18 protein-coding genes are annotated in these 24,536 nt (G+C 34.0%); 7 read left to right on the top strand and 11 right to left on the bottom strand.

Going from position 1 to position 24,536, the window contains the following annotated elements; genetic code table 11:
• Positions 1 to 22: 22 nt before the first annotated feature.
• The 3 genes from SHI72_RS15395 to SHI72_RS15385 all read left to right on the top strand — a co-directional run bounded on the left by SHI72_RS15395 (position 23) and on the right by SHI72_RS15385 (position 4,958).
• A complete protein-coding gene (locus tag SHI72_RS15395) occupies positions 23 to 2,293 on the top strand; it encodes a peptidase domain-containing ABC transporter (RefSeq protein ID WP_323490561.1) in 2,271 nt (756 codons plus the stop codon).
• 10 nt (positions 2,294 to 2,303) lie between these two features.
• Positions 2,304 to 3,542 carry an HlyD family secretion protein gene (locus SHI72_RS15390; RefSeq protein WP_323490560.1) on the top strand — a complete coding sequence of 413 codons (1,239 nt, stop codon included), beginning with the start codon at positions 2,304 to 2,306 and terminating at the stop codon, positions 3,540 to 3,542.
• 66 nt (positions 3,543 to 3,608) lie between these two features.
• Complete coding sequence (locus SHI72_RS15385) at positions 3,609 to 4,958, top strand: TolC family protein (protein ID WP_323490559.1); 1,350 nt, start codon at positions 3,609 to 3,611, stop codon at positions 4,956 to 4,958.
• Between the two features lie 122 nt (positions 4,959 to 5,080).
• On the opposite strand, the gene SHI72_RS15380 is transcribed toward SHI72_RS15385, so the two are convergent.
• The 3 genes from SHI72_RS15380 to dinB form a co-directional block, all read right to left on the bottom strand.
• Positions 5,081 to 6,457 carry an exonuclease domain-containing protein gene (locus SHI72_RS15380; protein ID WP_323490558.1) on the bottom strand — a complete coding sequence of 459 codons (1,377 nt, stop codon included), beginning with the start codon at positions 6,455 to 6,457 and terminating at the stop codon, positions 5,081 to 5,083.
• Positions 6,458 to 6,520: 63 nt separating this feature from the next.
• Entirely contained in the window at positions 6,521 to 9,574 is a 3,054-nt protein-coding gene (locus SHI72_RS15375) for a DNA polymerase III subunit alpha (protein WP_323490557.1), read from the bottom strand.
• 6 nt (positions 9,575 to 9,580) lie between these two features.
• Positions 9,581 to 10,762 carry a DNA polymerase IV gene (dinB, locus tag SHI72_RS15370; RefSeq protein WP_323490556.1) on the bottom strand — a complete coding sequence of 394 codons (1,182 nt, stop codon included), beginning with the start codon at positions 10,760 to 10,762 and terminating at the stop codon, positions 9,581 to 9,583.
• An 87-nt stretch (positions 10,763 to 10,849) separates the two neighbouring features.
• On the opposite strand from dinB, the gene SHI72_RS15365 reads away from it, so the two are divergent.
• Positions 10,850 to 11,617 carry a LexA family transcriptional regulator gene (locus tag SHI72_RS15365; RefSeq protein WP_323490555.1) on the top strand — a complete coding sequence of 256 codons (768 nt, stop codon included), beginning with the start codon at positions 10,850 to 10,852 and terminating at the stop codon, positions 11,615 to 11,617.
• Between the two features lie 52 nt (positions 11,618 to 11,669).
• Here the strand turns inward: SHI72_RS15365 and SHI72_RS15360 are convergent, their stop codons facing one another.
• The 7 genes from SHI72_RS15360 to SHI72_RS15330 all read right to left on the bottom strand — a co-directional run bounded on the left by SHI72_RS15360 (position 11,670) and on the right by SHI72_RS15330 (position 18,672).
• Positions 11,670 to 12,317, bottom strand: a complete 648-nt coding sequence (locus SHI72_RS15360; RefSeq protein WP_323490554.1) for a hypothetical protein — start codon at positions 12,315 to 12,317, stop codon at positions 11,670 to 11,672.
• A 100-nt stretch (positions 12,318 to 12,417) separates the two neighbouring features.
• A complete protein-coding gene (locus SHI72_RS15355; RefSeq protein WP_323490553.1) occupies positions 12,418 to 13,020 on the bottom strand; it encodes a hypothetical protein in 603 nt (200 codons plus the stop codon).
• Positions 13,021 to 13,047: 27 nt separating this feature from the next.
• Positions 13,048 to 13,701 carry a hypothetical protein gene (locus SHI72_RS15350; RefSeq protein ID WP_323490552.1) on the bottom strand — a complete coding sequence of 218 codons (654 nt, stop codon included), beginning with the start codon at positions 13,699 to 13,701 and terminating at the stop codon, positions 13,048 to 13,050.
• 62 nt (positions 13,702 to 13,763) lie between these two features.
• The gene (locus SHI72_RS15345; protein WP_323490551.1) at positions 13,764 to 14,909 is read right to left on the bottom strand and encodes an HNH endonuclease; all 1,146 of its coding nucleotides are present in this window, start codon (positions 14,907 to 14,909) and stop codon (positions 13,764 to 13,766) included.
• A gap of 78 nt (positions 14,910 to 14,987) precedes the next feature.
• Positions 14,988 to 16,967 carry a conjugal transfer protein MobC gene (gene mobC, locus SHI72_RS15340; RefSeq protein ID WP_323490710.1) on the bottom strand — a complete coding sequence of 660 codons (1,980 nt, stop codon included), beginning with the start codon at positions 16,965 to 16,967 and terminating at the stop codon, positions 14,988 to 14,990.
• Between the two features lie 17 nt (positions 16,968 to 16,984).
• Positions 16,985 to 18,295: a relaxase/mobilization nuclease domain-containing protein gene (locus tag SHI72_RS15335; RefSeq protein WP_323490550.1), complete on the bottom strand. Its 1,311-nt coding sequence runs from the start codon at positions 18,293 to 18,295 to the stop codon at positions 16,985 to 16,987.
• A complete protein-coding gene (locus SHI72_RS15330; RefSeq protein ID WP_323490549.1) occupies positions 18,280 to 18,672 on the bottom strand; it encodes a plasmid mobilization protein in 393 nt (130 codons plus the stop codon). Before SHI72_RS15330 ends, SHI72_RS15335 begins: the two co-directional genes overlap by 16 nt.
• A gap of 802 nt (positions 18,673 to 19,474) precedes the next feature.
• On the opposite strand from SHI72_RS15330, the gene SHI72_RS15325 reads away from it, so the two are divergent.
• From SHI72_RS15325 to SHI72_RS15315, 3 genes are all read left to right on the top strand, one after another.
• A complete protein-coding gene (locus tag SHI72_RS15325) occupies positions 19,475 to 19,768 on the top strand; it encodes a hypothetical protein (protein WP_323490548.1) in 294 nt (97 codons plus the stop codon).
• Positions 19,769 to 19,998: 230 nt separating this feature from the next.
• Positions 19,999 to 21,537, top strand: coding sequence for a MauE/DoxX family redox-associated membrane protein (locus SHI72_RS15320; protein WP_323490547.1), 1,539 nt, complete (start codon positions 19,999 to 20,001; stop codon positions 21,535 to 21,537).
• A 78-nt stretch (positions 21,538 to 21,615) separates the two neighbouring features.
• Positions 21,616 to 21,891: a hypothetical protein gene (locus SHI72_RS15315; RefSeq protein ID WP_323490546.1), complete on the top strand. Its 276-nt coding sequence runs from the start codon at positions 21,616 to 21,618 to the stop codon at positions 21,889 to 21,891.
• Positions 21,892 to 21,952: 61 nt separating this feature from the next.
• Here SHI72_RS15315 and SHI72_RS15310 read toward each other — a convergent pair whose 3' ends face one another.
• A complete protein-coding gene (locus tag SHI72_RS15310) occupies positions 21,953 to 24,505 on the bottom strand; it encodes an alpha/beta hydrolase family protein (protein ID WP_323490545.1) in 2,553 nt (850 codons plus the stop codon).
• Positions 24,506 to 24,536 lie beyond the last annotated feature (31 nt).

Raw genomic sequence — 24,536 nt, 5'->3', positions numbered from 1 at the left:
ATTTCCTTAATTATCTACCAAATTGAAATACGTTTTTTATAAACAATTGGACAAAATGGATTGTGGTGCTACCTGTTTAAGAATGGTAGCTAAACAATATGGAAAAGAGTACAGTATTAACAAATTAAGACGAATCTGTGAAACAGGTAAGCAAGGTGTTAATATGTATTACATTAGCAATGCTGCCGAACAAATAGGATTTAATACATTAGGAGTTAAAGTTAGTATTGAAGATTTAAAGGACATCCCTCTGCCTTCTATACTGCATTGGAAAAGCAGTCATTTTGTGGTATTACATAAAATAACCAATACCAAATCCAGTCCTAAAAATTGGAATTTTCTAGTTGCAGATCCCGCCACAGATGGTCTTTTGACTATTGAGGGGGACACATTTAAACAGATGTGGTTAGGAGATACTCAACATAAAGGAATTGCTTTGCTTCTGGAACCATCGCTTGAATTCAATAACAGTGAAGACGAGTTTGGCCATGAAAAGCAGGTAAATAAGAAACTCTCATGGAGTAAATTATCAGGTTATTTATTTCAACACAAAGGATACTTTTTTCAGATCATCTTAGGTTTATTGGTAGCGAGTGTTCTTCAGCTAATGATTCCATTTCTAACACAAAGTATTGTAGACAAAGGTATAAATACACAAGATATTAATTTTATATATATTGTCCTTGTTGCGCAATTCGTATTAATGCTGGGAAGAGCAATCGTAGAATTTTCCAGACAAGGACTACTCTTATTTATCAGTACAAGGATTAATCTTTCGCTACTTACTGATTTTTGGAAAAAATTAATGCGTTTACCTATTTCTTATTTTGATACCAAGCAGACCGGCGATATTATGCAGAGGATCGGTGATCAACATAAAATAGAGCGGTTCCTTACCGGAAACAGCATCAATATTCTTTTCTCCTTAATGAATCTAGTGGTTTATTCATTTGTAATGCTACTCTATAGTTTTCAGGTGTTTTTAATATTTATCATTGGAAGTGCATTATATATCTTTTGGGTTACGTTGTTTTTAAAACAAAGAAGAAAGCTTAATTATAAACAATTTGCTTTAGCATCCAGAGAAAATAGCGCCACATTGGAAATGGTGCAAGGTATGCAGGAGATTAAAATGCACAATGCAGAGAAACCTTTTCGATGGAAATGGGAAAATATGCAAAGAGGGCTTTTCAGTATTGGTTTTAAGAATCTATCCCTTAACCAGGCACAAACGGCAGGTGCTTTATTTATAAATGAAGGGAAAAATCTTCTTGTTACAGCTATAGTTGCTACATCAGTAATTAAGGGTGATCTAACCTTAGGTGCGATGTTAGCTATTCAATATATTCTGGGAGCGCTAAATAGTCCCATCCAGCAATTCATCAGTTTTATTCAGGAATTCCAGGATGCAAATATTGCATTAGAACGACTAAATGAAATACATCAGGAAGAAGATGAACCCGAAGGCCCCGTTTCAGCCTCAAAAACAGAAAATGCACAAATTGGAATATCAATCAAAAACTTAACATTCGGTTATTTTTCTGGCGAAGATGAACAAGTACTAAAAAATATTGATTTAGAGATTCCGGCTGGAAAAGTCACAGCTATTGTAGGGATGAGCGGAAGTGGAAAAACGACAATTTTGAAAATTATACAAAAATTCTATGACGATAAATACAAAGGTAGTATTAGAATTTGGGAAGCACAAAATGAGCCATTATTAACCAATGAAAAAGAACTACTCTCTAAAAATCAGGAATTAAAGATGATCATTCCTGAACACTGGAGATCCAGAATTGGAAGTGTGATGCAGGATGGTTATATTTTCAGTGAGACTGTAAGTGGCAATATTGCTGTAGGGGTAGAAGAACCCGATAGAGCCCGTTTAGAATACGCGGCTACTGTGGCAAATATCCTGCCTTTTATTGAAACATTGCCTTTAGGTTTTCTTACTAAGATTGGAATGGAAGGAAATGGAATTAGTGCTGGGCAAAAACAAAGAATTCTAATAGCCCGTGCTGTATATAAAAACCCAGATATTTTATTGTTTGACGAAGCCACCAATTCTCTTGATGCCAATAATGAAAAAGTAATTCTTGAAAATCTGGAATCTTTCTTTAAAGGAAGAACTGTCGTAGTTGTCGCTCATCGATTAAGCACAGTGAAAAACGCCGATAAAATTGTAGTGCTTGAACAAGGCAAAATTGTTGAAGAAGGAACGCATTCAAAGCTAACCGCACTAAAAGGCAAATATTTTGAACTAGTAAAAAATCAATTGGAATTAGGTAATTAATTATATAGAAATGGACAACATCAAACCCAACATTTTAAGCAGATATGGAACTCCGATTACTTTTGGGATCTTATTGTTTGTAGGGATTTTAACATGGTTTATTCAATATCCGGAAACAGTTTCCTCAAAAGCAAAATTGACAGGTAGTAATGCACCCAAGCCTATTATGGCAAAACAAGCTGCCAGATTAATTTCATTGGATAAAAAAAACGGTTCATTAGTAAATAAAGGTGACATTATTGGTAGCCTCGAATCAACCGCACAAGTAGATGAGGTATTGCAATTCTCAAAATTTATTGATGAGGTTTATACCCTTTTACAAGAGCATAACCCGCAAACTATGAAGCTATTAATGAAAAGTGAGTTTAGTCATTTAGGAGAATTACAAGGTGACTATCAAGTATTTATGCAAGCTTATATCCCTTACCGTGATTATGTTTTAGGCGACTACTCGAACAAAAAGAAAAATCTTCTGAATAAAGACTTAAATAATGCCCACCAATCACGAAATGTGCTAAATGAGCAAAAGGACTTGTATAATGCAGATTTGCAGTTAAACTTAACTACACTTGAAAAGAATAAGCAATTACTAGAAGAAAAAATTATATCCGAACAAGAGTTTAGAGAATTAACAAGCCAAAACATTGGAAAAAAGATGTCCCAACCACAAATGAAATCCAATTATATAAATAACTCTTCAGAGTTAAACGGAATTCAAAAAGAGATTGTGGAATTGGACAAGGAAATTGTTTCGCAACAAGCTTTATTTCAGCAAGTAGTTTATAATCTTAAAAGTAAAATAGATGATTGGAAAAATAGATATCTTTTAGTAGCGACTGAAAAAGGGAAGTTAGTTTTCACTTCATTTTTGCAGGAAAACCAAATAGTACAAGCCGGTAAAATAATAGCGTATATCATTCCAGAAAATAGTGAAATCTATGTTGAGAGTCTTGTGCCTCAGGGAAATTTTGGTAAGGTAAAAGAGGGACAAAAAGTATTCCTGAAATTTAATGCTTACCCTTCTCATGAATATGGTAAGGTAACCGGTAAAGTAGAATACATCAGTCCGATTCCTGCCGACAGCGGCTATTATTTGGTCAAAGTAATACTTCCAGATCACCTGAAGACAAATTATAATAAAGAGATTCCTTTTATCGAAGGACTTACAGTACAGTCTGATATTGTTACCAAGGATATGCGACTGGCAGAGAGCTTGTATTATGATGTTATAAAACAGATGAAAAAATAAAGCTACGATGTCAGACTATGAAAACATTCAAACGATAATTTCAATTAATTAAAATTAAACTACCTCTTGAAAAGGATATTAATACTGTTTACCCTCTCTTATTTTGGGGCACTATGTCAGGCTTATGCACAAGATTCTATCTGGACTTTATCCAAATGTATTCAACATGCCCAAGTAAACAATCTATCGATTAAACAAGATGAATTGGATGCCAGAGCTGCAAAAATGATTTATCAATCCAGTAAATACAGTCATATTCCAAGTTTAAACTTATCCTCAAATTATGGAACTAGCTTTGGACGTTCAATAAATCCAACAACAAACCAGTTTGAAAATACAAAATTTTCCTCTCTAGGATTATCTGCCGGATCAAGTGTATTACTCTTTGGATGGTTTCAAAAAAGGTATGCTATACAGAGTAATGAATTAAAATATAAAATAGCACAAGAGAGCATGGAACAATTAAAAAATGATCTTTTGCTTAATGTTGCAACAGCCTACCTCAGAGCGCTATTAGCCAAAGAACAAATTACTAATGTATTATATCAAATTGAGATAAGTACTAATAATCAAACCAGAATTGAAAAACTTACAACAGCCGGGAGAAGTAATATCTTAGAGCTTTCCCAAGCGAAAACACAATTTTACAATGACAAAGGAATATACTTAGAAGCACTACTAAACTATGAGCAATCTTTAATTGATCTCAAGGTTATACTAAATATTGATTTGCAACAAAAAATTGTACCTGTTCCAAATTTAAATGAAAGTGTATTTTTATCAGTTGAAGAAATAGATCCTGAGGCTATTTATAATAGTGCATTAACCTATATCCATTCGATTAAAAGTAGCACCTATAATGTACAAGTAGCAGAAAAAGATATCCAACTGACCAAGGCGAAAGAACTGCCTCAATTGAGTTTAAATTTTTCATCAGGTACAAACTATTCTTCTTCATACTATGAGGTACTGCCTTCAGGTGATAGCCAATTAATTTCATTCGGAAAACAGTTTAACAATAACCTATCCCACTTTGTTGGATTAGGACTTAATATTCCTGTTTTTAATAATTTTTCTTCCAGAGACGCTATTAGAAGTGCTAAGATCGGTTTAGAAAAAGCTAGAATTACCGATGAAGAAAATAAACAAAAATTAAAGCAGGAAATATATAAATCCTGTATTGAGTATAAAAGAACCTTACAACAATACAATTCTTCCCTAAGTGCTTTAGAAAATGCAGGAATTGCATTGAAGGCAGCAACAATAAGACAAGAAAAAGGTTTTATTTCTTATTTCGAATATCTAACAGAAAAAAATAACTTTCTTAAAATTCAAAATGAAACCACAGCATTAAAATATGAACTACAATTTAAAAAAATAACAGTTGAATATTTTCAGGGCATATTTACAATTTAAAATTCAAAGCTGATGATTCGACAGTAAAAATTCAAGTACTAATGTATTTGCAGTTATACCTGAAAATGAAAATAATTATATTGGAAAAATTAAGATTGGACCAGCAGTAAATATAAGGCTGATTAACTTTCCTTTTTCATACCGTGAACTTTACCTGGATGTTTCTCTGCATACGTATAGATTAACTGCATGATATAATGATTGCTTTTATAGGGTGTAATATAATCCTTGATCTCCGATGGCTGCGTAATTCCTACGTCCGATGTGATATAGCCCATTCCGTAAAAGTGTCCGTTTTCAATCCATATAAAACTACGTTCCTCTGCCGTTCTGCCTTTATCTTTAATAAAAAAGCTTGGCCTATTTTTTAAAACATAATCAATAGCATTTTCAATTTGCTGATTATGATGCTCAATCGCAGGCAGATTTGTGAGGTCATGTTGTTGAGGAGCTTCTGCTTCTGTAGAGGTGCAGTATCTACAAAACCTGTAGTCAATCTCAAACTTTTCTGTCAAACTCTGTAGTACGTTTATCCCATCATAGATTGTATTGAAAACTTCGATACAGTTCTGAAATTTATTCACCTTGCCAATTGCCAGATACTTGTAGCCATTGCGTGCTTCATATTCGTAAAGTCCAAATTTTGCCTCGAAGCGCTTCAATGCCTTGTTATATATTGGCCAAAGTTTCTTAATTTCAGTACATTCTAGTAATAGCGCCATTAACTCAGTGGCACATATCTCAAAAGAAATAGCGTATATATCCCTTAAGAAATGCTGTCTTTGGGGCGTAATTTTGTGCCCACTAAAATGTGAAGCTACACGCTTTTTTAAATTGACAGCCTTACCTACATAAATGACTTTATTAGCCTGATTATAAAAATAATATACACCCGGTTTTTCAGGTAATTGCTCAAAGTCTGCAGGAGGCAGATTTGGAGGCAGACGCTGATCTTGTGCTGTCATCTTTACCATTTTGCCAATTTCGTCCTCTTCATCCCATTGTAGTAATCGGGAAAACAATACAGTAGTAGCATCCGCATCACCACCAGCACGGTGCTGATTCTCCAAAGGTATATCCAGTGAGTGACAAAGTTTCCCCAGACTATACGAGGCTAACCCAGGTCTTATCTTTCTGGCTGCCCTAACGGTGCATAGTTTTCTTGCTGTCCACTTAAAACCGGCTTGCTCCAACTCATGGCGAACGAAAGAATAATCGAAGTTGACATTATGAGCAACGAAGATACGCCCGGTAAGCATCTCTAATACCTTCTCAGATATGTCATCGAATATTGGCGCATTTTTTACCATTTCATTGTTGATGCCCGTCAATGCAAAAATGGGAAGAGGAATTTCCTTTTGGGGATTTACAAGTGTTTCGAAACGGTCAATTACATTTGTACCATCATGGATTACAATTGCAATTTCCGTAATACAACTGCCACTGGCATTACCGCCTGTGGTTTCTATATCTACTATGGCATATTCCGTTTTTTTCATCTATTATATAACGTGTTTTTTTTGCATTCTTGCTAATGGGGTACTATGAAATATCTTATTTTACTATCCCATTTTATGCCGTGGCATGTTGTATTCATGTTCTTGTGGGTATGGAGCGCGGTGTGTCATACTCACATCTTCCCGAATATGCTCATGCACTTTAAATTGCCTGTCGTTAGTATTAGAATAACGCGGATCCGGTATAAAGGGCATCTTAGCCATTTTGGTAACGGTTATTGTTGGAAAATGATAATCGACCTCAACATTTCCTAATAATAAATAACAGCCACCACCTTGAAAAGGATATTTTTCCAGTGAATCTGTAAAATGTGCTGTATCGAAATATTCACCTTCTACGTCAATCCAAGTACCAAAGTACATTGTTCCTCTTTTGGTAGGAACATGTTTTCGAGAAATCAGATAAGCGAGCATTTTTACCGATTTCTTATGGTGCTTAACTAAATCTTTAGCCATTATAGCACCTCTGTATGTGGTTTGTAAGAGATCAAAAGGAGAGCAAGACACGGGAAAACTCAATAACTCTATTTCGTCAAAGGCATCTTCAAAAGCAGAGCGTTCCAATACAGGTAGCTTATATTCTTTAACGGGTTCCTGAATGAGCATCAGATTTCTATTTTCTGGCTTAAAATTCACCAGTATTAATCTGGCAATTACCAGTAACTGATTTTTAGTTTTACCAGTAAAGTGAAATGCACCAATAAAAATCAAAATTTGAATGCCTTCAATTCCTATGGGTATGCGATTGATAAAATCTTCCAAAGATTTAAACTCCCCATGCATATTCCTTTCTTTGACTATAAACTGAGCTATTTTGGTTTCCAAACCTTCCAAGTGCATCAAACCAAGATAAATATCAATACCATACAGATTTGTTTCATATTCGCTTTTGTTCACACAAGGATTATGCACAATAGCACCTGACATTCGCGCCTCATGAATGTATACCTCCGTACGATAAAAGCCTCCTTGATTATTTATAACTGCAACCATAAACTCAACAGGGTAGTGTACCTTCAGGTATAAACTTTGATAACTTTCTACTGCATAAGATGCGGAATGTGCTTTACAGAAAGAGTATCCTGCAAAGGATTCTATCTGCCGATATATTTCTTCGCTTAATTTTATGGGATGTCCTTTTTGCAGACAAGAAGCAAAGAAGTTGTCTTTTACTTTTTGTAAGGCTTCTTTTGAACGCCCTTTGCCGCTCATGGCACGGCGCAAAATATCTCCATCAGCAGCTGGCAGACCTCCATAGTACAAAGCAATTTTAATAACATCTTCCTGATATACCATTATTCCGTAGGTTTCTCCTAACTGCTCTTTGAATACCTCATGAAAATATTCAAACTTATCAGGATAGTTGTGACGGAATATATACTCTTTCATCATTCCTGATTGAGCTACCCCTGGGCGGATTATGGATGAAGCTGCAACCAGCGTTTTATAATTATCACATTTTAGGCGACGGAGTAATCCACGCATGGCGGGGCTTTCAATATAAAAGCATCCAATTGTTCTTCCGCGTTCTAAATATAGATTGGCATTGGCTTCATTTTTAGATAGTGACGTATTGCGTATATCTACTTTAATACCACGATTCTTTTCTATTAGTTTCACACTGTCGTCAATATGCCCGATACCACGTTGGCTAAGGATATCAAACTTTTCAAAACCTATATCTTCTGCAATATGCATGTCAAACAACACAATAGGAAAGCCTTTGGGTGGCATTTCTAGTACTGTATAGTTCGTGAGTGGCTTTTCTGAAATTATTATCCCACAAGAATGCATACTGCGCTGATTAGGGTATTTTTCAAGCATCATCCCATATTCCTGTACATATTTTACCACTGAATTTCCATCATGCAAAGCCATTGGATTTTTAGCCAACATATCCAGTTCTTCTTTGGGTAGCCCGAAGACTTTACCCACTTCCCGAAATATAGACCGGTATTTGAATTCCACATTAGTTCCGCAAAAAGCTACGTGTTCAGCACCATACCGATTGAAAATATATTCCAATATGGTATCACGTTCCTTCCATGACCAGTCAATATCAAAATCAGGAGGGCTTTTACGGTTTAAATTCAAGAAACGTTCAAAGTATAAATCGAGTTCTATTGGACAGATATCAGTGATACCCAGACAATAACTTACGATGCTATTGGCTCCACTTCCACGTCCAATATGCAAAAAACCACAACTATTGCTATAGCGTATAATATCCCAGGTTATTAAAAAATAGCCACTGAATTCCAGTTCTTCAATTACTTTTAATTCCTTTTCCACTCGTGCTGTAGCCTGAGTGTTAGTAGCACCATATCTCCAGAGAAGACCTTGCTTCGCTAGACTTGTAAGTAAAGCCATATCACTAGTTCTACTGTTGGTATAGTACTTTTTATTTTTCGGGGTTTTAAAATCAAATTCAAAATTACACTGGTCTATAATTTTTTCGGTATTGCCAATAATCTCAGGATAATCGCTGAATTTTGAAATCAGTTCTTCAAGTGGTAGCATCACTTCAGTGGTTTTGCAATAATCATTCAGGGTAAGCTTCGATAGAATGACATTTGTATCAATAGCTCGTAGGATCTTATGCAGATTAAATTCTTTTTTAACCCGAAAAGTAACAGGTTGAAAAATAACCATTTTATCAAGTCTTTGTTTCCAATGGGAACCAAATAATTTAGGAAGCTCTTCAAGGCGGATACCGATATACTCGTATTCTTTCAAAGTTGTCGGAGCATTCTCAAAAGAATAAATTATAAAGACCTCTTTGAATTCAGGCGCTTCTAAAGGTAAAACTGTATTGTCGAAATTATGTTTGGTCAAAAAACGATTCATTTCTGCAAGACCTTCAGCATTCTTGGCTAGCCCAATATAACGCAGTTCATTATTGCAGCGAAATTCGATACCAACAAGCGGTTTAATAGCTACTGCTTTACATTCTTTGATAAAATCATAAATACCTGTAACGGTATTAATGTCCGTGAGTGCCATAGCTTTCACATTGCATTGCACAGCTTGCTGCACCAAGTCAGTCAAGGGTATCGTACCGTAACGCAGGGAATGGAAAGAATGACAATTGAGGTACATGATGTGTTAGTATTTACGTTTTAAAATTTCTGCTTTGTTATTGGGTTTGAATGTAGCACCGGCGCAACGCATCACGGCATCGAAACCATAGCGGCTTTTCATTTTATCCATCGCCTGATATAATGCTAACATTTCTTCTGTATCCTCAAAGAGATTGATTTGATAGGTACCACGAACCAGTCCACTAAAACGAATTCCTATCAATCTGAGACGCATACGACGTTGGTATAACTTATCGAATAAATCGGTAATGCTTTTGGTTAATATATGATCGGCAGAAGTGTATTGTATCCTGCATTGCTTGGTCTCCGTATCGAAATTAGAATACCGTATCTTAATTACTACAGTAGAAGTCAACCACTGCTCAGATCGCAATTGAAAAGCCAGTTTTTCTACCATACCCACCAGTATTGATTTGAGTCTTTGAATATCGATTGTATCCTGAGTGAAAGTGTGTTCTGTTGAGATAGATTTACGCTCTGTGTAGGGTTCAACGGGGTTGTTATCTATACCGTTGGCTTTCTTCCATAGCTCAACACCATTTTTACCGATCATTCGCTGTAATACCTCAGCAGGCATTTCTGAAAGCGTCTGGATTGTTCGAATACCAATTCTGGATAATAATTGAAAAGTAACATCACCGACCATAGGGATTTTCTTTATCGATAGAGGATTTAAGAAGGGTTGAACCATTTTTTCAGTTATTTCCAGATTTCCTTTGGGTTTTCCCTCGCCAGTAGCAATTTTAGAAACGGTTTTGTTAACAGATAAAGCGAAACTTATTGGTAGACCTGTTTCTTTAGTAATTGACTGAGCTAACTCGTTGGTCCATTTATAACCTCCATAGAATTTATCCATCCCGCTTATATCAAGATAGAACTCATCAATACTTGCCTTCTCCATAACTGGGGCTTTCTCTTCGATAACCTGGGTAACATCATGAGATAACTTAGAATACAATTCCATGTCACCTTTCATCACTCTTGCTTGTGGACAAAGTCGAAGCGCCATTTTAATAGGCATAGCGGAGCGCACTCCAAATGTGCGCGCTTCGTACGAGCAAGATGCTACTACTCCACGATCGCCACCGCCTATAATCAAAGGTATTCCTTCTAATTTTGAGTTCCCTAATCTTTCACAGGACACAAAAAAAGTATCTAAATCCATATGTACAATTGCTCTTTCCAACGCCGTCTCTTTTTATACACGACAAAATTAGTACAGATTGTAACAAAATGTTTTACATTTGTTGTTACAAATTATAACAAAATCGACATGTCTTTATTTTCCGACAACATCAGGAGCCTTAGGCTTAAAAAGAAGATTTCTCAGGAAAAAGTCGCTGAAAGCCTTCTAATCACGCGAGGGAGATACGTTAAATACGAAGATGGCAGCTCCGAAGCTCCCTATGAAATATTAAAGAAAATCGCACATTACTATCATATTAGTATCGATTTGTTGCTTTCTGTAGATGTACGAAAAATTCCGATGGATGATTTGCTGAAGCTAGAAGGTAACCGTTTAGTACTTCCCATTACAGTAGATAAGGAAGGAGAAAGTTTTATCGAAGTCGTGACTCAAAAAGTAAAAGCTGGATATTTGAATGGTTATGCGGATCCGGAATATATTGAAAACCTACAACAGATTTCACTACCTTTTTTAGGACCAGGCAAGCATAGAGGATTTCCTGTAGAAGGTGATTCTATGCCACCTCATGAAGATGGTTCTATCATAGTTGGCCGCTATGTAGAAAGGCTGGGAGAAGTTCTTGATGGGAAGACCTATATCTTAATTACAAAAAGTGACGGTATGGTATATAAACGACTCAATAAAAATAAAAAAAATATACTCGTTTTAGAATCAGATAATAACTTTTATCCACCATATGAAGTAAAAGCTTCTGACATTCTTGAGATATGGGAATATAAATGTAATATTGGACGTTCAGATAAAAAACAAGCACCGACAGAGACAGAAAGTCTGAGAGAATTAATTATGGAACTAAAAAGAGATGTAGTAAAAATAAAAGACTCATTACTTTAGATATAATTTTGATTTTCTTTCGTTAAGTTTTTAACTCTCAATTTATACATTATTATGACTGAGGAGGGAGTTCGTTTTCAAGCTTATATTCCTTAGCCAATCCTCTATACTTTTCCATTGAGTTTTTCTTTTCTACTACGATTGAACTTATACTATATTTCAAACTTACTGCAGGGGAATTTATAACATCAAACATTCTATGGGTTAAGTTTAAAAGCTTACCCAAAAACAATATTATTTCTTTTGCTAAATCTAAAAAAAGAGTAATTGTTGTAAGAGGTATTAAATTACTAATATTGTCACTGCCATCCTCGTGTACATAGATTTTATCACGTTGGAGTTTTAAATTGTTTATTGATTGCTCTTGTTCCTCTAATATTTTCTCCCATTTTATAATTTGTGAAACAGGTACTTTAAGCTCACTATATTCACCATCTTTTTTCAGTTTTTGAATAATCCTAAATAAACTGAATTTTTCTTTTTCTTTCAATAATTTAGCTAATTCTATTATCGTCATTTGCCAGTAAATAACTCGAGAATAATAGAAAAAAGTATTCATTTGTTTTTCATACATAACATCTTGATCGATTTCATTTTCCTGCAAATACTTAACTATTAAATAAGCTTCCTGAGCTTTGATTGTAATATTATTAATGATTGTAATTTCTTTTTCTAGATTACTTCTTCTTTGAACATTCATATTATTTGCTATATTAACTTTATTTGAAGTCGTTTAATAGGTTTGTAGCATGTGATTTATAGATAAAAACGAATAATACCTCAATTCCGTCGAACTTAAATTATAGAAATTCTTCATATTCATTTCCATTACACTCAAAACAAATACCATTCATATAATATTGATATTGATGTACATAACCGCTACCATTACATCTATTGCATTTTTTTAAATTCAATTCAGTTTGCATTAAATCATTTAAATAAACTGGAATATTTTCCGTATCGTGAATTTCTTGGTGACAATTTTTACATAAGCTAATTAGTGCTTCAGAGGGATAATTCCATGGCAGTCTATTTTTTATATAATATTTATGATGAACATGTAGAAATGTTGGTTGATAATCAATATGCAATGGATTTTCAATTCTATCAGGTATAGGAGCTACTATATTCATTTCTTCAAGGAATTTTTTTATGCTTTCTCTAACTTTTTGAACAAATTCGTCTTCTTCCTCTTTTGTATAATTAATATAAGCTTGTCCGTTAATGTATTTAGATTGTCTGACATTACACTTAACACACATTTGATTATCACGGTCAATTATCTCAGAACGTTTTTTTTGCCATTCGCTTGTATTAAGCTTCTCTACATAAGTTATGTATTCTTCATTTAGTTTTTTTTCATAAACTAGTGTATTATAATCGATATATGATTTTTCCATATAGGGGCTTTTAATTTTAGTGTAATGTTACTTTTTTTCATTACTCATAGTTCTGTCTGATACTACTGCCGCTAGATATAATGTTTCTAGGTCATTCATAATTTCAAGGTAATGAGTATCTACAGATCCAAGAAATAAAAATCGAAAACTGTCAAATGAATAGGAGTATAAAACATTATTATAAATCCCCCCTTTACTAATATATTTTTCATTCTGCTGTTCAAAAAATGGCACAAGATCAAGAAATATTAACTCAAAAATTTGGACCAGTTGCGCTTTGTTTTTTATTGAAAAATCTATATTGTAAATCTGTAAAAATAGATTATATCTTACTCTTACAAATTCTCTTTTCATAAATGGGTCATTTTTCTCAATCTCAATGAATCTTATATCCAGGACTGTTTTCCATTCTGAGAAACGGTCTTGTTTTAGCTTATCACTATTTGCATCGGTCGCTACTTTTAACCGATTAAGCCCAAAATAAGCTGCAATAGTTGTTACCGTTGCGGTAAATAATGCTTTATATTGACCAAATGAAGTTAGGTAAGTATTTATGTCATCTGGTAAAAATGAAAAAGAATATTTGTTATAAAGAGTCCAATGGATTGTTATTAATGCAACAAGAGACATAAAAATTAAGGCTATAATTATTATTAGTAGAATACCGTCGAATATTTTCATTCTTATTTGCATATGATTTTTTCTAAATTTTTTATTATTAGTTTTCTGTGTAATTTATGTAACTAACTAAATGATTCCAAGAAAGTGGTATGATTTTCTAATCTATTTTTAAACTGTTTGTAATCGATAACAACTCTGCAGCAATTATTTTGTGAAAGTATACCTAAATCAGGAATACAAAATGAAAAAGCAAACTGTCCATTGAACAGACTAATCCTTATATTTAAGAAGTTGTCCATTTGGTATATAAATATATTATGAGTACCAGCAATGGTATCAATAATTTTATTTCTACTTTCCATCTGTACATTGAAAGTACGATTTCCCGTTTTTACAAAATCTTTAAAGTTCTGAAGTTGTGGTTTATTTTTAATATGAGGAAAATAATGTAAAAGAACATTGACTCCAATTTTCACAAGAGCTTGCTCACACTTCTTTGAATCAAAGCTCATTCCCACAGAAACTTCAGGAAGATTTTTGTTTGTAACAGGAAAACTCTTTATTACTTGTTTTGTATCGGAGAATTTGAGTAATTTAAGAATGAATTTAATTCCCTGATTTTCTGTACGAGCTCTAATTTTTAATCGAAAGTCATCATCCATATAAATTCTCGTTTCTAGATACTTATAAAGTTTATGAGATTTTGGAAGCAAATCTAGAACTATTTCATTTTTTATTTTTAGATAATCAGTTGAAATTGAATGTTCAAAATTACTTTTTGAATCTCCTATTTGGATGAACCTTACTTTATCATTTTTGGTTTCTGGAAACTTTAAAACGACTTTTAGATTACTATTTTTCCAATCTTTGAATTTCATAAGTAAGCGATCAACATTAGTTTGTGAATCCCCCTCAATGTATAAAATTTTATTGATTTCAATTATTTGAGGTCTCAAATGAAGTGCCATTTTTTCAGACTGTCCTACTTCATAGACTATGTTATTTATCTTTTCATGACTTAGGAGAAGGGGAGCTTTAAATGATGCTTTAGAATTCCCTCTTTTATATCCACGCACACCTTCAACACTCCTGATTAATCCTATTGGAGATTTTTGATATAATTCTCTTTCTAAAGCCGAAAATTTATTATTGCAAGCGCTACATACACAATCCAAAAAAACATCTTCACCTCCCAAACCTAAAGGAAAAACATGTTCAGTATCTTTTAAATATTCTGCATTACAATATTGACAAGTTTTTATTATCATAAACTTTAATATAATCTGCTAATATATTGAATATTAATGACTGTTAAAGAAGCTTTTTGTTTATGCTATTTCTAAGCTTTACTTTTTCTTAATTACTAAATAAATCTGTCTAGGATCATTAAGTAATCGTTCCATTTCAGAATGAATTATATCCTGAATGTCCTGTTTTATTTGCAGGTAATTTCGCTGGATCATTATGTTGTCCAGTTTACGTACCGGAGGTATTTCTTTATAGTTTTCTTCTTCTTTTTTAATTGCCTCATGGTCATTTACAATTTCGCAGTGGAAGGTTTTTAAATCAATTTTACAATCAGGATCGTCGGCGACCATCCCCACAAATTCACCAGAACTAAGACCGGAAATTTTTGAAGGAGGCACTGCCGATTCCAACTGTTTTGAACGACTGATTGAAGTATCTCCACTATTAATTGATAGGCTTTCCCGATCCTGCATAATCTTTCCAAAACGTTCCGATAATTGCTTGGAAGTATCTCCGGTGACTTGTCCACTAATGATATTTCCGGTAATGTTCATAATTACATCAGCCTGTTCCCGTCCATAGTCTTTTCGCAACTGACTAAAGTCCTGAATTCCTAAACAAGTTGCTACTTTATTACTGCGTGCAGTGGCAATGAGGCTATCCACATTATTGAGGTAAATGGTAGGAAATTCATCAAAGATGAGGCTGGATTTCATTTTACCTTTTTTGTTTACCAGCTTCACAAGACGGTTTACATATAACGATAAAACAGCTCCATAAATTTGTATTTTCTGCGGGTTATTCCCCATGCATATAATCTTAGGTTCCTGCGGATTATTGATGTCCAAAGTGAAGTCATTTCCCGATAATACATAATACAGTTGCGGCGAGGAAAGCCTTGCCATTGCTACTTTCGCTGAAGCAATTTGTCCCTCCAATTGCTCCATAACATCATTTAAATAGGCGTTGACAAAGGGATTAATTAATACCTCAATTTCCTTTTCGGTTCTAAGTAATGTAAAGAGACTATCATAATCGACCTGCATGAGTTCAATTACATGAGGCAGGGTACAAAACTCCCCATCTTTATATCTCCTGAGATACCATATAATAGCAGATAAAAAGTTAATGGGTGATTCCACAAAAAAGTCACCTTGCCGTTTGATCCATTCTCTGTTAAGACCCATTAATATCGTTCGGGCAGACTCGGAAGCATCCGTAATATCTTCCATACTCTGAGGATCTAAGGGATTACAACGATGCATGATTTTATCAAAATTTATAAAATAACATTTGGGCAGTACTTTATAAACATGCTTGTATTTTTCAAAGGTATTATAGACTATTTTGGAAAGATCATCATACTTAAAATCATAGACGAACATACTGAATCCTTTTTTAATATGCTGCGTGATTACATGCCGAATTACAAAGTAGGATTTACCTGAGCCAGGAGTGCCCAGGACCATCAATGCCCTGAAGGGATTAATAATGTTTATCCAACTGTTCCGTATTTTATCTTTTAAATGGTAACGAGCTGGCAGGTTAATGGAATATTCATTTTCCAGAAGTCGTTCTTCCTGAGGGAAGGTCTCATTTTCTTTATTGAAAATATCCTTCTGGTTAAGCCTGTTTTTTATAATTCGGGATAGTAAAGTACCTCCTGAAAGCATCAAAAGAAATCCTATTATGGTCATGCCCATATAGATCGTAGCAACTTGTACAATTTCAATTTTTAAAAGCAAAGAAAGATAGCTGATGAAATAAACCAACAACCCTGTAATTATATAGGCAAAAGCCGTTTTATAATTAAGTTTTTCATCCTTACGTCCTTTAGCACCAATGAGTGAAATAATTAAAAAGGCTAAGGCAAATAGTTTGGATTTATGAAAATTACTGAATAATCCGGTGTTGTATAGATTGCCTAGAATTTTATCACTGAATGCACTAACAAGATGCCACTCTCTAAAAGCGGCATAACAATAGTAATAAAAATGTATACTTAAAATAATGATACTGATGAGTCTTGTCATATCCAAGATCTTTCGTAGCGCCTGTTCATTTTCTCCTGTCTGCATCGCCATGATTTCAATTTTTATTGATTATCAGATTGTCCTCTTCTTTTTTTCTTTTTCTTCTTCCCTTTAAGCTGATTGGGAATGTAGTTTGCTGTCTGTTGAGATTCAGTAAGTATAGCTGCGAGTTGCCTCATTAAGGTATTGGATCCAACGTATTTATTATTCTGGAAATCACTACCAAACAACGTTGCCATAATTTCCGAATTAGGTGTTTCAAAAGTGATATTTTGCGATTTTTCAGTATTAGAATCAGTTGTTTTTTGTTCTACCAGACGAATTGATGTACAACGATCCTGTATGGCTTTAGCACTGTATTCTTTACCCAGCGCACTGCCGTTAAAAACACATTTGGTTGTATGGTCTACATAGGTAATTCCGTAAAGCAATCCTTCTGCGTTTTTCCTGAAAACTGTATTAATTCCTTCTTTTTCTAATAGTACTACCAATTCAGTCATTGACATTTTTGTTCTTAAAAATGCCTTGTCAATGACATTTTTTATTCTGCTTTTATCCGAAGTTTTAGTAGTAGCATTTGATATGAATTTTTTCTCCAAAAACTTTAAAGTAGGTGTATAGTAAAAGTCACTAGCCTTTATAGGTACTCCAATAGATTTACCGTCATCATCCAGTATTCTATACACTAATCCTTTAGCTTTGAATATTCTTGAATTTTCATTGCCTCGGTCCGCCAAAACATTATATTGTTTGAGTACTGCATTGAGTTCTGCCAGACTTGCATATCTATAAGACGTAAGTACCTGAGACAATACATTTGAAATTGCTTTTTTGGATTGGATTCTACCGTATTTAACTTTACCAATTGAAATAGGTTGGAGTTCCTTATTGTGATTTTTTCTACGTCCCTCAGCTACGACAAGTCCAAAGGATTTTTCAATTTCTTTTCTTGCCGTTTCAGATTGATTTCGACCAATATTATGCATGTCAATTCTACTTCCGTCTGCTCTTACTTTTATTGAGGTTATGTGAATGTGCGGATGTGCGGAATCATAATGCTGATATACCAGATAGGGTTGTTCTCTAAAACCAATTTTTTCCATATATGAATTAGCAATGGCCATCAGTTTACCATTTGAATAGTTTTCTGAGGGATCAAAGTTTAGTGATATATGTACGCTGTTTCGCTTTACATTGTCATTCAAAGCTGCTTGTTTTAGAAACCGATTTAGTTTCATAGTATCACTCATTTTATCCACATCCATAGGATAATTTCCTTCGCCTATACATTCTGCTACTCCTTGTTTTACTTTGTTTTCGTTGTAGTTAAAAATACTGTGTATCGAATGTCCGGTTTTTATGATCGCAACCATCTTACTGAAATTTGCTGGATAAATTTTTTGATTTCTTCAAGCTTTTCCATGAGGTTTTTTTTATCCAGTTCAGCGCTAATAATCCATACTTTAAATTCCGGAATCTGGTTAAGTGTATGCAGCTTTTTTACGGCTTGGTTAAAGTTATTTCCAATGGCATTTAGTTCGCCTCGAAGCCGTATAATCTCCAACATAAATTCGTCAAGGGATTCGTTACGAAATTTAGTCGTAATTTGTTTATCTAATAAGTGTTTACGGATGTAGTCACTTAGCTTGCGGGAAGTACTGGCTTTCCATTTACGCTCAATTTTCACATACTCTTCAGGGGTAAATCTTAACCCAACTATGCGTGTTCTGTTTGAATTTTCTCTTTCCATTTTCTCTCTTTTTCATTATTATCAAACTCTTTTTATCCTTTTAGTTTCACTGCTCACGAGTTCCGAGTGTAGAGCAGCCAGAGTCGGTTGTTTAACAACCGGACATCTGGCCGATCACAGGAACGTTGTGATCTTCCTGCTACTTTAAATGTCTATTAGACATTCCAGTATTTCTAAAACCTTCAAAATTCAAAGTTCCCATTTGTAACCTCTTTTTATAAAATTGCATTTCCCTACTATTACTTCAGTCCTTCATTCCGGCTACAGCTGATGGAATTAAAATATCAGTAGCTTTTATAAAAATCATTTCAGTGCTATTTTTAATACTCCAAGAAAGTGCACACTGCCGATTATATTTTCACTGTTGTGAATCCTGAACAGCCAAACCAATTCAAATTCACTTTTTTCTCATAAAAAAAAGTGCTCTTTCAAAATAATAAACCCATTTTAAAACAATAAAGTCCTGACTGTTTTCAGGAAGGTTTTTATTGTTATTTTCTGATGTAAAAAACAGTTGTAACACTACTTAAATTGAACTCTTTTTTTTTAAATAATATGTCAAGTGAAAAGCCAGTCTTAAAAAAGTATTACTATCGCTTTTTTATCCTTTTTGATTTTCTGCTATCCCAACAACTTAACAGATAGAACCCTTTTGAATTTATTTACTCTCACACTCAATTTGAAATACGAAATTAGATAAGTGATATGAATCCTACCTAACATGGGTATATTATGCCCATGTTACTTTGACAATGGCTTTATATATTTGTGTAATAGATTATTAACTTAAAACGTGGAAATTATGCTAACAACAAATGACGTGGCCCAGGTACTCGATACTATACTTAGTATCCCTGGAATGAATGAGGTGGTGAAGATTGATTTGAAAATTTCGCGAAAGAATGTACTTTTATTAAATCATGTTATTGAACGCGGTTTATCTGGGAAAGACAGTGAAAAACCATCGATTCTTTTAAAGAGTATTCCTGATGAAAATCTGCATGAATTAAAAGTACTTGCTGAAGAATGCCTTCAAAAAGCAGGTCTGATAGAATTCAGTGAAAAACTAACTACTCTGAGTGAAAACAGTAAGTAAATCAAAGCGATTTAATTAAAAATGAAGTGATGCCATTCAATAGTAACTATTGAATGGCATTTTTATTTATTATGAATTCATTTTGTAAGAAATGAAACGCTCTTTTTGCTTTTGATTGTAAAATGGCAGGATTTTCTAAACTTTTAGGATGTTTTAGCAGGATTTTCGCAACATACTGTAAAACAAACTTCTATAATTTTGTTTACGTTTCAATTAAAGCTCCAAATATCATGAAATTGAATGTAAATATTAAAAGCATAATTTTAGATGCAATCTGCTTACTATATATACTACTATTTGTATATGCAGCCGTAAGTAAATTTCGTGATTTTGAAAACTTTCAAACTCAACTAGGACAATCTCCTTTGCTAAGTGCATTTGCAAGTTGGGTTGCTTGGGTTGTCCCATTGGTAGAGTTGATAATTGTCGTTTTTCTTATATTTCCAAAACTACGGAACATTGGTCTTTTTGCTTCTTTTAGCCTAATGGTAATGTTTACAACTTATATTTATATCATTTTAAATTACAGTTCATTTGTTCCCTGTTCTTGCGGAGGTATTTTGGAAAAATTGGGATGGAAGGAACACTTGATTTTCAATCTTATTTTTATTGTCCTTGCCATCTTAGGATTATTTTTGTACTACGAAAAAGAGAAAGTGAACGAGACTTCTTTCAGAAGGATAAGGTCAAAAAAAATGAATATTGCTTTTCTTCTTTTATTCCTGCTTTTAATTAGTGGGGGGATGGTTGTTTTCTTATTTAATAAATCTGAAAATATTATTCAATATCACAATACTTTCATTAGAAGATTTCCACAACATCCAAATATCGAAACAGCCCCAATTGATTTAAAATTCAACTCTTACTACTTTGCAGGCGCGGGAAATGGAAAAATTTATCTAGGTAATTATACAGCTGCACTGCATGTTTTGGAGTATGATACTATCCTGAAAACAAGAACTGTCCATCAAATAAAAGTTGATAAAAAAGACTTGCCATTTCAGTCTTTGCAACTGCGTGTGGCTCCTCCATATTTCTTTATGACCGACGGAACTGTACCATGTATATTTCGCGGTATTATACAAGACTGGTCTGCGAAACTTTTAAAATTTAAAAAACCAACTTTCACTCAAGCAGAACCTATCGATTCTATTACAATAGCATTAAGAGCTGAAGTACCTCGAACAGGAGAAAATATTTTGGCAGTAGTTAATTTAAAAGATTCTTCAGAAGTGAAATATGGAATTGGTTTTCTTAAAAAACAGATTGATGGCATTTTTGATACAGACGGCAGCCTGCATGTTGATCCTGTTACCCTTGAGTTATCTTATTTATACCGCTATAGAAATCAATATATGACTATGGACAACAGATTAGAAAAGGTTCATTACGGACAAACAATTGATACTGTAAGTAAAGCCAATATAATTGTTGATACCATTCAAAGTAGAAATGAGCGAAAGTTTGCTGCACCACCTCTTATTGTAAATAGATTAAGTATTTCTTACAATGATTTGTTGTTCGTCAATTCAGGACTCCGTGGACAATATGAAACTGAAAAAATGTGGAAAGATGCAAGTATAATTGATATTTATAAATTGAGCGATAGGCGCTATCTACTGAGCCTCTATATTTATAATGTAGGGAATCATAAACTTAAACAAATACTGGTTTATAGGGACAATATTTATGTACTAATTGACAATCAATTAATACGATATGTAATTACTCCTGTAATCACTGATTACTACAAAATTAAAATCAAATAAAACATACCCGGCCGGTATCAGGAATTTGATCGAAAACCTGTAAAAGAGTAGATCATAAACCAATTAAATTTTATTATTATGAAAAACAAGTTTGTAAAATTCGTAACCCCGGCATTATTTGTTGTTGCCGGTATTGGAGGAGCATTTGTAACGACTTCGGCACAAAGTACAGCTTCACTTACACAGGTGCCTGGTTATCGTGCATTCAATGGTAATCCCTGTCACTCAGAAATTATGTGCGAAACTTTAATTACTCCCGATCTTTGTACCATCAGTGGTGGTGTTAAGCTTTGGGGAAAAGAAAACCCATCCGATACAGACTGCCCAGTCAAATTGTATCGTATTCAAAATTAATAATCAAATAACTCTAAAATGCAATGCGGCTTCTACTAAAGCCGCATTGTAATTTTACAAATTAATTGCTTTGATAGGGTTTTGCCCATTCAGGATACGCCTCGTCCTTTAAATAATAACCAAACCATTGTTCTATTTTTTGTGTCAGATCAGCTTGGTTTTTTGGGTCTTCAAATACATGGTTTTCGTCAGGGTAAACAAGCATAATATTTTCCTTTCCAAGCCGTTTTAAGGCGAGCCAAAATTCAAGACTTTGGTCAGGATTGACCTGTGTGTCTTTTGCTCCAATATATGTAAGAATTGGCATACTAAGATTCTTAGATGCACGAAGTGGTGAATTACGATCATATTTTGCCCAATCTTCAAAAGGAGTAACTTTCATTCGTTGCTGAGAATTTTCAGAGCGCCAATATTCAGGAATTTTATGATTGCCGCTTATTGACAAATAATATTTTGTAAAATCCATAAATCCTGCTCCACTGACAACTGTAGCAAAAAGGTTAGTATGTGTTGCTATATACGAACTTTCATATCCTCCGAAAGAATGACCTATAAGTCCAATTTTCGTCTTATCAATATTAGCCTTTTGTAACGCTGAATCAATGGAAGCCAGAACACATTTTAATGCAGATTCCCCTGGTTCGCCCAACACATACTCAATATCAGGAAATAATACAAAGTAACCTTTAGCCGTTAAATTTGCAGCATTAAATCCTGCTTCATTTAATAAGGTTGGTTTCCAGTATTGATGACGAGTCCATCCCATAGTTTCATAAATATTTATTATCATGGGATATTTTTTCTGAGGGTTATATTCAGCAGGATAATAAAGGACTCCGCTCAGGTTTTGTCCATTAGCCCCCTTATATTGAATTTGATCAGAGGAACTCCAATTGTAGTTTTTAAAATGTGTATTACTCTGAAAGAGCTTTTCTTTATGATTATTTTCCTGAATTTTAATCAGTCTCGGGGGAGTGGCAACGTCCTGTTCCATTACTGTTATCATTTTTCCATTTGCAGACTGCTGGAATTCAGAATATTTATAATATCCTGAGATAATCTCTTTTATGCCATTAGATGTCCATAAAAAATATCCTGATGTAGTATGATTTAATTCCTTTGCCAGTATAACAAACCCTTTGTCAAGATTGTAAATTTCCTCATTTCCAATATAAGCCTGTTGCCATTTTTTAGAGTTCCGAACTATTCTGTAAATAATATTTTTTTCTCGCCCCTTGGTTAGCCGTTGACTTGACGAACCATCAGTTGCCACCTTATAGATATCAAATTTATCATAGATCAATATATGACTATCTTCGGCAGTCCAACCCGCTATTCCGTATTCTCCGATGCTACCAGCATTATCGTTTACATTACTAAGAGGCACTTTTATTTCGCCTGATATCATCTTGTGACGACATTGTTTAGAATCATAAACCCACCAATTTCCATCAAGGAAATAGGTAAAATAACGTCCTGTAGATGATTCTGTAACACTTCTGGCATGACCAGGGAAATCTTTGAGTATCAATGTTTTTTTACCGCTCTGTAAATCCTTTACAAAATAATTGTTGTTTGGGACAAGCGTATTATATTTCAGAGGAAGGACAGGTTCTGCTATTAGAATCTTTTCCATGTCGGAACTCAGAAGGATGCTTGTATCAATTCTTTCAGTCAATGGGATGATTTTGGAGGTCTCTGGCAGCCATACAAAAATACTTTTCTTCTGCGGACGTTTTGATGACCTGATTGACGATGTATGAATGTAATCATCTGCTGTATTCCAAACTTCTACCACTTCGGGTTTTAACTGTTCTGCGGGAATGTGCATAGGAATATAGATATATTTGCCATTAGGTGAAACTGCAGGTTTTATTGGTGTGAATTCCCAATCAACTGAAGCTGGTACAATCGCATTGCTACTGAGTGTAAAAAGTCGTTTATCGGATAACCTAAAGTAGTGGATATTTTTGTTTTGTTGTAAACTTGTAGTAGATGTGTTGGCTTTTGATAACAAAGTCAAACCGGTACTGATTTCATCCCATTCAATGTTATAAAATGAGCTTTCTGAAGAATTGATTGCTTTGATCGGTTCGATTGTTTTGCCTAATTTTAAAATGATTACTTCTTTAGATGTAACACATGCTATAAAGTTAGCGCAAGGAGAAACCTTCCATGCCAGCACTTCATTTACTCTCATAATTTCTTTCCCATACATATCCCTTAAAATAAGGTATCCATTATCGCCAGACTTAAAAAAAGAAGCAATGAATTTTTTATTTCCTGAGAAATGATATTCAGTTGTTTGGGGAACATGTTGAATAATTCCTTTTGCGAGATTTACTATAGAAAGAGTATCACCTGGGATCTTGCAAGCATACCAATTGTCTGAACCAAAGGTTCCGCTATATCCTTTTGGAAAGGAATATCTCTTATTGGTTCTGGTATTTTTCACGAACAGTGTGTCTTCCCCAGAATCATATTGCATTGCAAAGCTTGCCCAACTTCCATTAGGTGAAATCTTTTCATTTCGTAGTGTTCCCCATAAGTGATAGTCTTTTTCAGTAAGAGTCTTTTTTTGTATAGACTGTCCTTTTACCTGAATGAAAACCATAATGAAGAAAAAAATGATGCGAATCTTATAT

Source organism: Flavobacterium sp. PL02, from assembly GCF_035013205.1.
Lineage (GTDB): Bacteria > Bacteroidota > Bacteroidia > Flavobacteriales > Flavobacteriaceae > Flavobacterium.
This window is presented reverse-complemented; position numbering and strand designations above follow the sequence as displayed.

Bases quoted from the DNA above. Each gene is read 5' to 3' on its own strand.
- SHI72_RS15390 (WP_323490560.1), top strand. From the start codon at position 2,304: ATGGACAACATCAAACCCAACATTTTAAGCAGATATGGAACTCCGATT.
- SHI72_RS15380 (WP_323490558.1), bottom strand. From the start codon at position 6,457: ATGAAAAAAACGGAATATGCCATAGTAGATATAGAAACCACAGGCGGT.
- SHI72_RS15375 (WP_323490557.1), bottom strand. From the start codon at position 9,574: ATGTACCTCAATTGTCATTCTTTCCATTCCCTGCGTTACGGTACGATA.
- SHI72_RS15365 (WP_323490555.1), top strand. From the start codon at position 10,850: ATGTCTTTATTTTCCGACAACATCAGGAGCCTTAGGCTTAAAAAGAAG.
- SHI72_RS15360 (WP_323490554.1), bottom strand. From the start codon at position 12,317: ATGAATGTTCAAAGAAGAAGTAATCTAGAAAAAGAAATTACAATCATT.
- SHI72_RS15355 (WP_323490553.1), bottom strand. From the start codon at position 13,020: ATGGAAAAATCATATATCGATTATAATACACTAGTTTATGAAAAAAAA.
- SHI72_RS15350 (WP_323490552.1), bottom strand. From the start codon at position 13,701: ATGAAAATATTCGACGGTATTCTACTAATAATAATTATAGCCTTAATT.
- SHI72_RS15345 (WP_323490551.1), bottom strand. From the start codon at position 14,909: ATGATAATAAAAACTTGTCAATATTGTAATGCAGAATATTTAAAAGAT.
- mobC (WP_323490710.1), bottom strand. From the start codon at position 16,967: ATGCAGACAGGAGAAAATGAACAGGCGCTACGAAAGATCTTGGATATG.
- SHI72_RS15335 (WP_323490550.1), bottom strand. From the start codon at position 18,295: ATGGTTGCGATCATAAAAACCGGACATTCGATACACAGTATTTTTAAC.
- SHI72_RS15330 (WP_323490549.1), bottom strand. From the start codon at position 18,672: ATGGAAAGAGAAAATTCAAACAGAACACGCATAGTTGGGTTAAGATTT.
- SHI72_RS15325 (WP_323490548.1), top strand. From the start codon at position 19,475: ATGCTAACAACAAATGACGTGGCCCAGGTACTCGATACTATACTTAGT.
- SHI72_RS15320 (WP_323490547.1), top strand. From the start codon at position 19,999: ATGAAATTGAATGTAAATATTAAAAGCATAATTTTAGATGCAATCTGC.
- SHI72_RS15315 (WP_323490546.1), top strand. From the start codon at position 21,616: ATGAAAAACAAGTTTGTAAAATTCGTAACCCCGGCATTATTTGTTGTT.
- SHI72_RS15310 (WP_323490545.1), bottom strand. From the start codon at position 24,505: ATGGTTTTCATTCAGGTAAAAGGACAGTCTATACAAAAAAAGACTCTT.